We start from the raw sequence: 13,726 nt of genomic DNA, 5'->3' as shown, positions 1-13,726 counted from the left end.
GGAGCTGGATCAGTCGCGCAGGCTGATGATCGACCAGCCGTGCTGCTCGGCATGGGCACGCAGCACATCGTCTGGATCGACGGCGACCGGGTTGTCGACCATCGATAGCAGCGGCAGATCGTTGCGCGAGTCGCTGTAGAACCAGGCGTCCGCGAGATCGTTGCCGGTCTCTTCGAGCCAACGCTCCAGGCGGGTGATCTTGCCCTCGCGGAAGCAGGGAATATCGCAGGAGCGACCAGTATAGCGGCCATCGATTTCCTCGCATTCGGAGGCCAGCATGATATCGATGCCGTAGCGGCGACCGATGGGGCCGGCGACGAAGCGGTTGGTCGCGGTGATGATCATGGTGGTATCACCGGCCTGCTCGTGGCGGGCAATCAACTCCAGCGCCTTGGGCAGGACGAAGGGCTCGATCTTTTCCTGCATGAACTGGGTGTGCCACTGCTCCAGCTGCTCGCGGCTGTGCCGGCCCAGAGGTTCAAGGCAGAAGTCGAGGTAGTCGGTAACGTCGAGTTTGCCATCCAGGTAATCATTGAAGAACTTGGTATTGAGTGCGCCGTATGTCTGCGCATCGACGATATTGTGCGCAACGACGAATTCCCCCCAGGCGTTGTCACTGTCGGTGCCCAGCAGGGTATTGTCGAGGTCGAAGATGGCCAGTGCCACGGAATGCTCCTGTCGTTGGATGTAGCGAAGCTGCAAGGATAATTCAGGCGCGGGAGAAATGCTTGGTCCAGGCGGCATTTATGCAATTGCTGGGGTGCGCGTCTTTATGGAACAATGCATGGGAAAACAGATAAGGATACCGGCAGTGATCGACTCCGACGGCTTTCGTCCCAATGTAGGCATCATCCTGACCAATGGGTTGGGTCAGGTGCTATGGGCCAGGCGTATCGGTCAGGAGGCCTGGCAGTTTCCGCAGGGCGGTATCCAGCGCAATGAAAGTCCCGAGCAGGCACTGTATCGGGAGCTGCATGAAGAAGTCGGCTTGCTGCCGGAGGATGTGGAAATCCTCGCCTGCACCCGTGGCTGGCTGCGCTATCGTCTGCCGCAACGGCTGATTCGCAGCCACTCCCAGCCGGTCTGTGTCGGCCAGAAGCAGAAGTGGTTCCTGCTGCGGCTGGCCTGCGAGGATGAGCGGGTCTGCATGACCAGGACCCCCAAGCCCGAGTTTGATGGCTGGCGCTGGGTCAGCTACTGGTATCCGCTGGGTCAGGTGGTGGCCTTCAAGCGGGACGTGTATCGCCGGGCCATGAAGGAGCTGGCACCGCGTCTGCCGCTGAGTGAGCTGACCGGATGTTGAATATGCTCAATACGCTTCGGCGTATCGTCCAGGAAGTCAATTCGGCCAAGGACCTGGCGTCTGCATTGAAAATCATCGTCCGCCGCGTGCGCGAGGCGATGGAAACCCATGTCTGTTCCGTCTATCTGCTCAATCCCGATACCGATCGCTATGAATTGATGGCCACCGAGGGCCTGAACCAGGACGCGGTCGGGGTGGTGAGCCTGGGCAGCAATGAAGGCCTGATCGGCTATGTCGGTATTCGCGAGGAGCCAGTCAACCTCGAGGACGCCGCCGCCCACCCGCGATTCCGCTACTTCGCCGAGACCGGCGAGGAGCGCTATGCCTCCTTCCTCGGCGTGCCCATCATCCACCACCGTCGGGTCATGGGTGTACTGGTGATCCAGCAGAAAGAGCGCCGTCAGTTCGACGAGGTGGAAGAGTCCTTCCTGGTGACCATGAGCGCCCAGCTCGCTGGCGTCATCGCCCATGCCGAGGCGACCGGAGCGATGCGCGGTTTGGGCTGGAGTGGCGAGGTGATTCAGGACACCCGCTTTGATGCGGTGCCCGGCGCGCCAGGTATTGCCATGGGCCGTGCGGTGGTGATGCTGCCGCCCGCTGATCTCAAGGCCGTACCGGACAAGGAAATCAAGGATATCGATGCTGAAATCGCCTTGTATCGCAAGGCGGTGGAGGCGGTGCGGGTCGATATCAAGCGGCTGTCGGCAAAGCTGTCTGCACAGCTGCGCCCCGAAGAGCTGGCGCTGTTTGATGTCTACCTGATGATGTTGGACGACTCATCCCTGGGTAATGAAATCATCAAGGGCATTCGCGAAGGGCAGTGGGCCCAGGGTGCCCTGCGCGATGTCATCAACGCCCATGTGGCGCGTTTCGAGTTGATGGATGATCCCTATCTGCAGGAGCGGGCGTCGGATATCAAGGATCTTGGTCGCCGGCTGCTGGCCTGCCTGCAGGAAGCCGGGCGCCAGCGACTGGTGTTTCCGAAGCGGACCATTCTGGTCGCCGAGGAGCTGACACCGGCGATGCTCGGCGAGGTACCCAAGGATCGACTGGTCGGGCTGGTCTCGGTATTGGGCTCGGGCAGCTCCCATGTGGCCATCCTGGCGCGGGCCATGGGCATCCCCACCGTCATGGGCGCGGTGGACCTGCCGTACCTGCGCATGGACAAGCTGGAACTGATCGTCGACGGCAACGCCGGTGAGGTCTACTCCAACCCTTCCCAGGAGCTGCGGCGGCACTACCGCGAGCTGATCCGCGAGGAAATGGAACTGTCCCATGGGCTGGAGAAACTGCGTGCCGAGCCTTGCATTACCCTGGACGGCCATCGCGTACCGCTGTGGGTGAACACCGGTCTGTTCGCCGATATCGCCCGGTCGCTGGATCGCGGCGCCGAGGGGGTGGGGCTGTACCGTACCGAAGTGCCCTTCATGATCCAGGACCGCTTCCCCAGCGAGAAAGAGCAGCAGGCAACCTATCGGGAGCAGTTGCAGGCCTTTCATCCGTTGCCGGTGACCATGCGCACCCTGGATGTAGGAGGCGACAAGGCGCTGAGCTACTTCCCGATCAAGGAAGACAACCCTTTCCTTGGTTGGCGTGGCATTCGCGTCACCCTGGATCATCCGGAAATCTTTCTGGTGCAGATTCGCGCCATGCTCAAGGCCAGCGAGGGTCTGGATAATCTGCGCATAATGCTACCGATGATCAGCAGCGTCTATGAGGTAGAGGACGCGCTGCACCTGATCCACCGCGCCTATAGCGAAGTGCTGGATGAGGGCGTCAAGGTGCCCATGCCCCCGGTAGGGGTGATGATCGAAGTGCCGGCGGCGGTCTATCAGGCGCGGGAATTGGTACAACTGGTGGACTTCCTGTCGGTCGGCACCAACGATCTGACCCAGTATCTGCTGGCAGTGGACCGTAACAATCCGCGGGTGGCGGACCTGTACCATTCGCTGCACCCAGCGGTGCTGCAGGCACTGCAGATCGTATCCCGCGCCTGCCGGGAGGCCGGCAAGCCGATGAGCGTGTGTGGGGAAATGGCCGGTGATCCCGCCGCGGCGGTGCTTTTGCTGGCCATGGGCTGCGATATGCTGTCGATGAACGCCACCAACCTGCCGCGGGTCAAATGGCTGCTGCGCCAGATCAGCCTGAGCGATGCCCAGGCCTTGCTGGACGTAGCGCTGCAGCAGGACAACGCCTACCTGGTGCAGAGCATCCTGCACCTGGCTTTGCGTAACATGGGGCTGGGCAAGGTGTTGATGCCGGTGCGTTGAGCACCGGTTACCTTAGAGCTTCCAGCCCGATTCACCCAGGTCCGCACCTGCCGGACCGAAGCTCCGCTCCACGAAGGTGATGCTGCCATCGGCCTCGATAGTCAGCAGACTGCTGGCACGCGTGCCGTAGTCGGCGCCAAGGATAAAGGTCGCCGACAATCGGCGTTCCCATTCCAAACTGACGCCGCTGTCGGGCAACTGCCCATCCGGGTATTCCTGCGTGTCGCTGAGCAGCGCCAGCAAGCTGTTGCTGTCGCCATCGAGATTGGCTTCCAGTCCATGGCGCAGGCTCTGCAGCTTCGGCCAGGGGCTGTTCAGCGAGGCATTGGAGAGCCCATAGAGACCGGGCGCCAGCGCGCTCGCCGACCCTTCCTGACTGTTGAGATGCCAGAGCTGCTCGGGTGTACCGACCAGCAGATTGAAGCCGGCGTAATCATCCAGATCGCCGGCCAGGCTCTGCAGATAATCGCCCGGACTCATGTCCCCGGTCAGATAATCGAGCACCAGGCTGCCCCGTGAGCGCGGGCCGGGCCCGGCCTGGGGCGAGCGGATATTGGTCAGCGCGGCGAAGCGGCCGCCGCGGGTCACGCCGAGCCAGGTGCCTCCGGCCTGCAGATCCTTGCCCGCCAGCAGCTCTGGGTGGCCTTCCTCGTTCCAGAACGTGGCGGCCCGCGTGGGCCGGGGATGGAATTCGTCGCGGTTGCCGAGCAACACCAACGGTCGGCCCGACAACTGCCAGGCGAAAGCGATCAGACACATGGTCGACTCCTGATGGTTCAGCGTTTTCCTTGGTCCAGTGTACCGGCTCGCACATGGGGGCGTCTCCTGCGATCCGGGGCAGCGGGCGGGGGCGGTTTTCGTTACACTAGCGGATTGTGCCGCCGCCCCAAAGCGCGGCGTATCCTGGGGAGCAATGATGGAGTTTGTCATATATCTGGTACTGGGCGCCTGTGCCGGGGTATTGGCCGGTTTGTTCGGCGTCGGCGGCGGCATGATCATCGTCCCGGTACTGGTCTACAGTTTCGCCCTGCAGGGCTTCGCTCCCGAGGTGCTGACCCATATGGCCGTGGGTACGTCCCTGGCGACTATTGCCTTCACCTCGGTCAATTCAGTGCGGGCGCACCACAAGCTGGGCGCGGTGCGCTGGCCATTGTTCCTCTGGTTGGCGCTGGGCATCGTCTTCGGCGCCGTGCTGGGCGCGCTGACCGCCTCGGCCATCACCGGCCCGCTGCTGCAGAAGATCATTGGTGTATTCGCTATCTGCGTGGCCATCCAGATGGCATTCGAACTCAAGCCGAAGGCCGCCCTCGGCGAGCCGGGCAAACCGGCGCTGACCATCGCCGGCGGCGTGATCGGCTGGGCCTCGAGTATTTTCGGTATCGGCGGCGGTTCGCTGACCGTGCCGTTCCTGGTCTGGCGCAGCGTACCCATGCAGCAGGCGGTGGCTACCTCGGCGGCCTGCGGCATGCCGATTGCCCTGGCGGGCGCCGCGAGCTTCATCTGGACCGGCTGGTCGGCCACGCCCTTGCCGGAATGGAGCCTGGGGTATGTCTACCTGCCGGCACTGGTCGGCATCGCGGCGACCAGTATATTCTTTGCCGGATACGGTGCACGTCTGGCCCACCGGCTGTCACAACGCCTGCTCAAGCGACTCTTTGCCCTGTTGCTGGTAGCCGTAGGCATCAATTTTCTGCTCTGACCTGGGGAATCCCATGCTGACTTATCCGCAGATCGATCCGGTTGCCCTGTCCCTGGGGCCGCTGCAGATCCATTGGTACGGCCTGATGTATCTGGTTGGTATCGGTGGCGCCTGGTATCTGGCCAGCCGCCGCCTCAAGCGCTTCGACCCGAATTGGACCGGGGACACCCTGTCCGATCTGGTGTTCTGGGTGGCGCTCGGGGTGATCGCCGGGGGGCGCCTGGGGTATGTACTGTTCTACGATCTGGCTGCGTATCTGAATGACCCCTCGCTGGTGCTGCAGATCTGGAAGGGCGGCATGTCTTTCCATGGCGGTCTGGTCGGGGTGCTGTTGGCGGTGCTGTGGTTTTCCCATCGTCACCACAAGAGCTTCTTCCAGTTGATGGACTTCATTGCGCCGCTGGTGCCTATCGGTCTGGGCGCGGGGCGCATCGGCAACTTCATCAATGCCGAGCTGTGGGGCAGGGCGACGGATGTGCCCTGGGCCATGGTGTTTCCCACCGACCCGGCGCAACTGGCGCGGCACCCGTCTCAGCTGTACCAGTTCGCCCTGGAAGGCGTGGCGCTGTTCACCATCTTGTGGATCTACTCGCGCAAGCCGCGCCCGACCATGGCGGTCAGCGGCTTGTTCGGCATCTGCTACGGCGTGTTTCGCTTCATCGTCGAATTTGTTCGTGAGCCGGATGCCCACCTCGGCTATCTGGCCTTTGGCTGGCTGACCATGGGTCAGCTGCTGTGTATACCCATGATTCTGGCCGGCGCCGCCCTGATGTGGTGGGCCTACCGCAAAGAGGATGCAAGGCATGAAACAGTATCTTGAGCTGATGCGCCGGGTGCGCGAAACCGGCACCTTCAAGAGCGATCGTACCGGCACGGGCACCTGGAGCGTGTTCGGCCATCAGATGCGCTTTGATCTGGCCGACGGCTTTCCCATGGTGACCACCAAGAAATGCCATCTGAAATCCATCGTGCATGAACTGTTGTGGTTCCTGCAGGGCGATACCAATATCCGCTACCTGAAGGAAAATGGCGTCTCCATCTGGGACGAATGGGCCGATGAAAACGGTGATCTGGGACCGGTCTACGGCTACCAGTGGCGTAGCTGGCCGGCGCCCAACGGCGAGTCGATCGACCAGATCAGCAAGCTGATCCAGATGATCAAGACCAACCCCGATTCCCGCCGGCTGATCGTCTCGGCCTGGAATCCGGCGCTGGTGGATGAGATGGCGCTGCCGCCGTGCCATGCGCTGTTCCAGTTCTACGTGGCCGACGGCAAGCTCAGTTGTCAGTTATATCAGCGCTCGGCGGACATCTTCCTCGGCGTACCCTTCAATATCGCCAGCTACGCTTTGTTGACCCTGATGGTGGCACAGGTCTGCGATCTGCAGCCCGGTGAGTTCATCTGGACCGGCGGCGACTGCCATCTGTATGCCAACCATATCGAGCAGACGGATCTGCAGTTGAGCCGCGAGCCCTATCCATTGCCGACGATGCGACTCAACCCCGAGGTCAAGGACCTGTTTGCCTTCAGCTTCGATGACTTCACCCTGGAAGGCTATCAATCCCATCCGCACATCAAGGCGCCCGTGGCGGTGTGATGCCGGGGCGGGTGGCACCTGTCATCGTATTGCAACAATTTCGTCATATGCTTAATCGGCTTATATATGGAAATGGGGAGCGGCAATGCGCAGGGTCATCTTCAACCAGAAGGGCGGTGTCGGCAAATCCAGCATTGCCTGCAACCTGGCGGCGATCAGCGCCGCCCAGGGCTATCGAACACTGCTTATTGACCTAGATGCCCAGGCCAACTCCAGCCAGTACCTGACGGGGCTGACCGGCGCTGACATTCCCACCGGCATTGCCGAGTTCTTTCACCTGATCCTCTCCTCGGGCATTGCCGCGAAGAAAGCCAGACCGCAGATCCTGGCAACCGCCTATCCCAATCTGCATTTGATTACCGCATCACCGGAACTGGCAGACCTGCAGCCCAAGCTGGAGGCCAAACACAAGATCAACAAGCTCAACCGGCTGCTGGACAAGCTCGACGGTGACTACGAGCGTATCTATATCGATACCCCGCCAGCGCTGAACTTCTACTCCATCTCGGCGTTGATCGCCGCCGACCGTTGCCTGGTCCCGTTCGACTGCGACAGTTTCTCCCGCCAGGCGCTATATGCCCTGCTGGAAGAAATTGACGATATCCGCGACGATCATAATGAGCGCCTGGAGGTTGAGGGTATTATCGTCAACCAATTCCAGCCGCGGGCGGCATTGCCACAACAGATGGTTGCCGAGCTACTGGAAGAAGGTCTGCCGATTCTGCCGGTATACCTGTCTAGTTCGGTGAAGATGCGCGAATCGCACCAGGCCTGCTTGCCGCTGGTGCACCTGGACCCCAGGCACAAGTTGACCCAGCAGTTCGTCGCCTTGCATGACCATCTGGAAGCAGCCAGCTGACATTGCCGCCCGGGACGCGGAAAGGTATTCTGCGCCGATGAAAAACCATCTTCCGCTTTCCCTGATTGCCGCCTGCGCACATGATCGTGTAATCGGGCTGGACAACCGCATGCCCTGGCATCTGCCAGCGGACCTCAAACACTTCAAGCAGACCACCCTGGGCAAACCCATCATCATGGGTCGCAAGACCTGGGATTCTCTGGGGCGGCCCTTGCCGGGCCGGCTCAATCTGGTAATCAGCCGTCAGGCCGGTCTGCAGCTCGAGGGCGCGGAGGTGTTCGCCAGTCTGGCCGCTGCCATCGCCCGGGCCGATCAGTGGGCGCGGGAGCAAGGTGTGGATGAAATCATGTTGATTGGTGGGGGCCAGCTCTATGCCGAGGCGTTACCACTGGCCGCACGTATCTACCTGACCCGGATCGACCTGACGGTGGCGGGGGATGCGTTCTTTCCGGAATTCACTGGTTGGCAATTGGTTGAGAGTGAAGCCCACGCCGCTGGGGAAACCACACCCGCTTTCCGCTTCGAAACCTGGGTCCCCTCGACCAGCGACTGATCGCTTGCCTGCAAGGCTCGCGCTGTCGCTGGATTGTCTATGCTGATGGCAGGTGTCATACATACGGAGTAATGCTGATGAAGAAGACTTTACTGGTAGCCCTGTTGCTGTCCTTGCCGGTTCACGCAGGTACCCCGGCGGCGGGTCACGAAACCTGTGCCGACAAGGAACAGCGCATCATGGAGCGCCTGCAGCGGGCTGAAGCCGCGAATAATCAGGGGCAGGTGCGGGGCCTGAATAAAGCGCTGAAGGAAGTGCGCGACCATTGCACCGAGGAAGGGCTGGCTGCCGAGCGAAAACAGCGTATCGCCGAAAGTGAGGCGGAGGTGGCGGAGCGCCGGGAAGATCTGGCCGAAGCCATCCGCGACGGGGATAAGGACAAGATCGAAAAGCGTGAGGGCAAACTGACCGAAGCGCTGCAGGAACTGAACGAAGCCCGGGCGGAGTAAACGTACTCCCGCCGGGATTCGCTCAGCGTCTTCCAGTGATCAGTCTTCCAGCATCGCCTTGTTACGCACCGCGCCTTTGTCGGCACTGGTAGCGAGCAGGGCGTAGGCCTTGAGCGCTGTGGTCACCTTGCGTGGACGGGTTTCCACGGGCTTCCAGCCCTTCTTGTCCTGTTCGATACGGCGATGTGACAGTTCCTCATCGCTCACCAGCAGATTGATGGTGCGGTTGGGAATATCGATAAGGACCTTGTCGCCGTCGCGTACCAGCCCGATGGCGCCACCCGCCGCGGCTTCCGGCGAGGCATGGCCGATGGACAGGCCGGAGGTACCGCCGGAGAAGCGACCGTCGGTCAGCAAGGCGCATTCCTTGCCCAGGCCCTTGGATTTCAGGTAACTGGTCGGGTAAAGCATTTCCTGCATGCCCGGGCCGCCCTTGGGGCCTTCGTAACGGATGATGACGATATCGCCGGCTTTCACCTCATCGGCGAGAATACCGCGTACCGCGCTGTCCTGACTCTCGAAGATCTTCGCACGCCCTTCGAACACCAGAATCGATTCGTCGACGCCAGCGGTCTTCACCACGCAGCCATCCAGCGCGATGTTGCCATACAGTACGGCCAGACCACCTTCCTGGGAATAGGCATGCTCGACCGAGCGGATGCAGCCGTTTTCCCGGTCATCATCCAGGCTCGGCCAGCGGGTGTTCTGGCTGAAGGCGGTCTGGGTCGGAATGCCGGCCGGACCCGCTTTGAAGAACTCATGCACTTCTGCATCGCTGGTCTGGGTGATATCCCACTGGGCGATAGCCTCGGCCATGCTCGGGCTGTGAACGGTGGGTACTTCGGTGTGCAGCAGACCGCCGCGGGCCAGCGCGCCGAGAATGGAGAACACGCCACCGGCGCGGTGTACATCTTCCATGTGATATTTCTGGATGTTCGGCGCTACCTTGCACAGCTGCGGCACCTTGCGCGACAGGGCATCGATATCACGCAGGTCGAAATCAACCTCGCCCTCCTGGGCTGCGGCCAGCAGGTGCAGGATGGTATTGGTCGAGCCGCCCATGGCGATATCCAGGGTCATGGCATTCTCGAACGCCTTGATATTGGCAACATTGCGCGGCAGAACAGATTCATCATTGTCCTGGTAGTAGCGTTTGCACAGCTCCACCGCCAGGCGGCCGGCGCGCAGGAACAGCTGCTCGCGGTCGGCATGGGTAGCCAGCATCGAGCCGTTGCCGGGCAGCGACAGCCCGAGGGCTTCTGTCAGACAGTTCATCGAGTTGGCGGTGAACATGCCTGAGCAACTGCCGCAGGTCGGGCAGGCGCTGCGCTCGTATTCGGCGACCTTCTCGTCGGAGGCACTGTCATCGGCGGCTACCACCATGGCATCGACCAGATCCAGGCCATGACTGGCCAACTTGGTCTTGCCGGCTTCCATCGGGCCACCGGAGACGAACACCACGGGGATGTTCAGGCGCAGGGCGGCCATCAGCATGCCGGGGGTGATCTTGTCGCAGTTGGAGATGCAGACGATGGCATCAGCGCAATGCGCATTGACCATGTATTCCACCGAGTCGGCGATGATCTCGCGGCTGGGCAGGGAGTACAGCATGCCGTCATGGCCCATGGCGATACCGTCGTCCACCGCGATGGTATTGAATTCCTTGGCTACACCACCGGTCTTCTCGATCTCGCGAGCGACCAACTGACCCATGTCCTTCAGATGCACGTGCCCGGGCACGAACTGGGTGAAGGAGTTGGCGATGGCGATGATCGGCTTCTTGAAGTCTTCATCTTTCATACCGGTAGCGCGCCACAGGGCGCGGGCACCGGCCATGTTGCGACCGTGGGTGGACGTCTTGGAACGATAATCAGGCATGTGATGTTGTCTCGTTATACGGTGATGCAGGATGCGCCTAGCATATCAATTTGCCGTCGCCCCTGCAGCCCCGCCCGCCAGGCGGAGCCCTGGGGACGTCGAGCGCCAGCTCGATGAGCGGGGCCGGTCGGGAGCGCGTAATCTGCAGGTACACAAGGTACGAGCCGATGTTCGGACCGCCCGGGTGTTACAGGCTCTTCTCGAATACCTTCGAATTGCGCTGATAGTTGTACAGCGACGCGCGCTGCTGGGGCAGGCGTGCCACCGAGCTGGGCTCAAAGCCGCGTTCGCGGAACCAGTGTGCGGTACGGGTGGTGAGCACGAACAGCGTGGTCAGCGACCGCGCCCGGGCCTGGGTCTCGATATGTTCGAGCAACTGATCACCCCGCCCGCCATGGCGGTAGTCCGGGTGAATGGCGACGCAGGCCAGTTCGGCGCTGTGTTCATCCAGCGGGTACAGGGCGGCGCAACCAATGATGGTGCCGTCGCGCTCGACCAGAGTGAACTGGTTGATCTCGGTCTCCAGCACCTCGCGGGAGCGGCGCACCAGAACGCCGGCTTCTTCCAGCGGGTGCAGCAATTCCAGCAGGCCGGCCACATCCTCGATGGTTGCGGTACGGATTTTCTCGAACGGCTCCTGGGTGACCAGGGTGCCACCGCCGTCACGGGTGAACAGCTCGGTGAGCATGGCGCCATCTTCGGCATAACTGATGATATGGCTACGCCGCAGGCCAGCGTTGCAGGCCTTGCAGGCAGCCGTCAGCAACGAGCCCGGTAGGCTGTTGCCGAGCGCCGCCAGTAATGACTGGGCGCGGCTGGGCTTGAGTTCACGCAGCAGCCGCCCTTCGGCATCGAAAATGCCGGTATCGGGGCCGAACAGAATGAGCTTGTCAGCCTCCAGGGCACTGGCGGCGCTGGTGGCCACGTCCTCGCAGGCCAGATTGAATACTTCGCCGGTCGGTGAATAGCCAATGGAGGACAGCAGCACGATGGATTCGTCGTCCAGATGGCGGCTGATCGCCTTGCGATCGATCCGGCGTACTTCGCCGGTATGGTGCAGGTCCACACCGTCAATCACGCCGATCGGCTTGGCGGTGACGAAGTTGCCACTGACCACGCGCAGGCGACTACCCTGACCGGCAAGCGTGCACAGTCGAGCCTCGATGGCGATGCGCAGGCTGCCCACGGCGTCCATCACGCAGCCCAGGGTGTCGCTGTCGGTGATCCGCAGATCCTGGTGATAGCGTGAACTGAGTCCCCGCGCGCCAAGCCGGTCCTCGATCTGGGGGCGTGAACCGTGCACCAGCACCAGCCGCACCCCAAGACTGTTGAGCAGCATGATGTCGTTGACTATGTTGTTGAAGTTCGGGTGCGCGATGGCCTCACCCGGCAACAACACGACGAAGGTGCGATCGCGGTGGGTGTTGATGTAGGGTGTGGAGTGGCGGAACCATTTGACGTAATCGGACATGCGACTGTTCCGTGAAAAACGCCAGTTTGAGATATTCAGCCCTGCTCTTCAATAGCGCGGGGCCGGAATTGCCGTTGCGAATGGAATGCGGGCAAGATGTCGGGGCTCAGCCCCTACCTGACAGTGAGACAAAAGAGAGAAAGCCGTGCATCCAGGTACCGAAAAATTCATCGTTGTGCAGACCCCCGAAGAGGCTGTCGACCAGCTGTCCGCTCTGTACGAGCAGGCGGTAGGCGCATTGAGCCGTTCATTGAAAGAGTATCTGCGGGACCGCACCCGGCCGACCGCGGAGCAGCTGCGGTTGTTCCGCTATCCCGAGCTGCGCCTGACCTGGACCGGCAGCGATCCGGCGCCGACCAGCGTCCGTGCCTGGGCCAAGGTGCAGGTGCCGGGCACCTACAGCGCGACCATCACCCACCCCAAGGCCTTTCGCAGTTATTTGTTGCAGCAACTGCGCCCGCTGACCAGCGAGTTCAACGTGCAGTTGGAAGTAGGCGTCAGTCTGCAGGCGATTCCCTATCCCTATGTGGTAGAGCAGGGCGATGAGTTGGCCGGCTCGGGTGTGACGGCCGCCGAGCTGGCTCGGGTATTTCCCAGTACCGACCTGGCTGCCGCCACCGATGGCATCGCTGATGGTCTGGTCGACTGGGAGCGGAGCGATCCGCTGCCACTGGCGCTGTTCGACGCGGCGCGGACAGATTTCTCCCTGCGCCGGCTGGTGCATTACACGGGCAGCGACTGGCGTGACGTGCAGCCCTGGATTCTGCTGACCAACTACCACCGCTATGTGGATCAGTTCATCCGCCACGGGCTGGATATGCTGCTCGCCGACTCGCGGTTCTGTCGTATGGTGCTGCCGGGTAACGTAGTGGTCGAACGCGGCATGGCCGAAGGGGAAATGCAGTCGGTACTCGACAGCGTGGTCTGGCACAAATACCAGATGCCCGCCTATCACCTGCAAGCAGCCGATGGGGACGGCATTACGCTGGTCAATATTGGTGTCGGCCCGTCCAACGCCAAGAACATCACCGACCATTTGGCGGTGCTGCGTCCGCATTGCTGGCTGATGATCGGCCATTGCGGGGGGCTGCGCCAATCGCAGACCATTGGCGACTATGTACTGGCCCACGCCTATATGCGCCGCGACGGTATTCTCGACCGGGTGTTGCCGCCGAACATACCGCTGCCAGCGCTGGCCGAGGTGCAGCAGGCCCTGCAGGATGCCGCCGCGCAGGTCACCGGTGACAAGGGCGATGCGCTGAAACGGCGCCTGCGCACTGGCACCATCCTCACCTATGACGACCGTAACTGGGAATTGCGCTGGGCCCAGGAGCGCCCACTGATCAATCTGTCCCGCGCTGTTGCCGTGGACATGGAAAGCGGCACCATCGCCGCCCAGGGCTACCGTCTGCGGGTGCCCTACGGCACGCTGCTGTGCGTCTCGGACAAGCCATTGCACAGCGAACTCAAGCTTCCCGGCGCCGCCGGCGCCTTCTACGAGCGCGCCGTCACCCAGCACCTGCACATCGGCATCGCCGCGCTGGATCTGCTGCGTGGCCAACTGCACAGCCTGCATTCGCGCAAGCTGCGCAGTTTTGATGAGCCGTTGTTTCGGTAGGTAAGGGTTCCCCTCTCTCTTGAGGGAG

General features: G+C 61.9%; 13 protein-coding genes. 9 read left to right on the top strand and 4 right to left on the bottom strand.

All coding sequences use genetic code 11. From position 1 onward, the window contains the following. Positions 1 to 9: 9 nt before the first annotated feature. Positions 10 to 666, bottom strand: coding sequence for an HAD family hydrolase (locus QAO71_RS14085; protein ID WP_280164719.1), 657 nt, complete (start codon positions 664 to 666; stop codon positions 10 to 12). Between the two features lie 145 nt (positions 667 to 811). Between QAO71_RS14085 and rppH the strand changes: the two genes are divergently transcribed. Together rppH and ptsP are read left to right on the top strand one after the other, a co-directional pair. Beyond that, positions 812 to 1,303 (top strand): RNA pyrophosphohydrolase, encoded by a 492-nt coding sequence (gene rppH, locus QAO71_RS14080; protein ID WP_036989244.1) that lies wholly within the window; start codon positions 812 to 814, stop codon positions 1,301 to 1,303. A gap of 2 nt (positions 1,304 to 1,305) precedes the next feature. After that, positions 1,306 to 3,573, top strand: coding sequence for a phosphoenolpyruvate--protein phosphotransferase (gene ptsP / locus QAO71_RS14075; protein ID WP_036989245.1), 2,268 nt, complete (start codon positions 1,306 to 1,308; stop codon positions 3,571 to 3,573). A gap of 12 nt (positions 3,574 to 3,585) precedes the next feature. Here ptsP and QAO71_RS14070 read toward each other — a convergent pair whose 3' ends face one another. After that, positions 3,586 to 4,332: an NRDE family protein gene (locus tag QAO71_RS14070; protein ID WP_280164718.1), complete on the bottom strand. Its 747-nt coding sequence runs from the start codon at positions 4,330 to 4,332 to the stop codon at positions 3,586 to 3,588. A gap of 157 nt (positions 4,333 to 4,489) precedes the next feature. Between QAO71_RS14070 and QAO71_RS14065 the strand changes: the two genes are divergently transcribed. From QAO71_RS14065 to QAO71_RS14040, 6 genes are all read left to right on the top strand, one after another. After that, positions 4,490 to 5,272, top strand: a complete 783-nt coding sequence (locus QAO71_RS14065) for a sulfite exporter TauE/SafE family protein (protein ID WP_280164717.1) — start codon at positions 4,490 to 4,492, stop codon at positions 5,270 to 5,272. Positions 5,273 to 5,285: 13 nt separating this feature from the next. After that, positions 5,286 to 6,092, top strand: coding sequence for a prolipoprotein diacylglyceryl transferase (gene lgt / locus QAO71_RS14060; RefSeq protein ID WP_280164716.1), 807 nt, complete (start codon positions 5,286 to 5,288; stop codon positions 6,090 to 6,092). Continuing rightward, positions 6,076 to 6,870 carry a thymidylate synthase gene (locus tag QAO71_RS14055; protein WP_280164715.1) on the top strand — a complete coding sequence of 265 codons (795 nt, stop codon included), beginning with the start codon at positions 6,076 to 6,078 and terminating at the stop codon, positions 6,868 to 6,870. The genes lgt and QAO71_RS14055 overlap by 17 nt, the downstream gene beginning before the upstream one ends. Before the next feature lie 85 nt (positions 6,871 to 6,955). Then, on the top strand, positions 6,956 to 7,729 hold the full coding sequence (locus QAO71_RS14050; RefSeq protein ID WP_036989249.1) for a ParA family protein: 774 nt from the start codon (positions 6,956 to 6,958) through the stop codon (positions 7,727 to 7,729). A 37-nt stretch (positions 7,730 to 7,766) separates the two neighbouring features. Then, positions 7,767 to 8,282, top strand: coding sequence for a dihydrofolate reductase (locus QAO71_RS14045; protein ID WP_083392359.1), 516 nt, complete (start codon positions 7,767 to 7,769; stop codon positions 8,280 to 8,282). Between the two features lie 77 nt (positions 8,283 to 8,359). Continuing rightward, positions 8,360 to 8,731: a DUF1090 domain-containing protein gene (locus tag QAO71_RS14040; RefSeq protein WP_036990190.1), complete on the top strand. Its 372-nt coding sequence runs from the start codon at positions 8,360 to 8,362 to the stop codon at positions 8,729 to 8,731. 39 nt (positions 8,732 to 8,770) lie between these two features. Here QAO71_RS14040 and ilvD read toward each other — a convergent pair whose 3' ends face one another. Beyond that, a complete protein-coding gene (gene ilvD / locus QAO71_RS14035; RefSeq protein WP_280164714.1) occupies positions 8,771 to 10,609 on the bottom strand; it encodes a dihydroxy-acid dehydratase in 1,839 nt (612 codons plus the stop codon). A 187-nt stretch (positions 10,610 to 10,796) separates the two neighbouring features. Continuing rightward, complete coding sequence (argA, locus tag QAO71_RS14030) at positions 10,797 to 12,080, bottom strand: amino-acid N-acetyltransferase (RefSeq protein WP_036989252.1); 1,284 nt, start codon at positions 12,078 to 12,080, stop codon at positions 10,797 to 10,799. 145 nt (positions 12,081 to 12,225) lie between these two features. Between argA and amn the strand changes: the two genes are divergently transcribed. Further along, complete coding sequence (gene amn / locus QAO71_RS14025) at positions 12,226 to 13,698, top strand: AMP nucleosidase (protein ID WP_036989253.1); 1,473 nt, start codon at positions 12,226 to 12,228, stop codon at positions 13,696 to 13,698. Positions 13,699 to 13,726: the final 28 nt, after the last annotated feature.

It is taken from the genome of Halopseudomonas sp. SMJS2, from assembly GCF_029866945.1.
GTDB lineage: Bacteria > Pseudomonadota > Gammaproteobacteria > Pseudomonadales > Pseudomonadaceae > Halopseudomonas > Halopseudomonas bauzanensis.
The sequence above is the reverse complement of the archived record's forward strand: the minus strand, read 5'-3'. Positions and strand labels throughout refer to the sequence as shown.

Coding starts and splice junctions, on each gene's coding strand:
- ptsP (WP_036989245.1), top strand. CDS start 1,306: ATGCTCAATACGCTTCGGCGTATCGTCCAGGAAGTCAATTCGGCCAAG.
- QAO71_RS14070 (WP_280164718.1), bottom strand. CDS start 4,332: ATGTGTCTGATCGCTTTCGCCTGGCAGTTGTCGGGCCGACCGTTGGTG.
- QAO71_RS14065 (WP_280164717.1), top strand. CDS start 4,490: ATGGAGTTTGTCATATATCTGGTACTGGGCGCCTGTGCCGGGGTATTG.
- lgt (WP_280164716.1), top strand. CDS start 5,286: ATGCTGACTTATCCGCAGATCGATCCGGTTGCCCTGTCCCTGGGGCCG.
- QAO71_RS14055 (WP_280164715.1), top strand. CDS start 6,076: ATGAAACAGTATCTTGAGCTGATGCGCCGGGTGCGCGAAACCGGCACC.
- QAO71_RS14050 (WP_036989249.1), top strand. CDS start 6,956: ATGCGCAGGGTCATCTTCAACCAGAAGGGCGGTGTCGGCAAATCCAGC.
- QAO71_RS14045 (WP_083392359.1), top strand. CDS start 7,767: ATGAAAAACCATCTTCCGCTTTCCCTGATTGCCGCCTGCGCACATGAT.
- QAO71_RS14040 (WP_036990190.1), top strand. CDS start 8,360: ATGAAGAAGACTTTACTGGTAGCCCTGTTGCTGTCCTTGCCGGTTCAC.
- ilvD (WP_280164714.1), bottom strand. CDS start 10,609: ATGCCTGATTATCGTTCCAAGACGTCCACCCACGGTCGCAACATGGCC.
- argA (WP_036989252.1), bottom strand. CDS start 12,080: ATGTCCGATTACGTCAAATGGTTCCGCCACTCCACACCCTACATCAAC.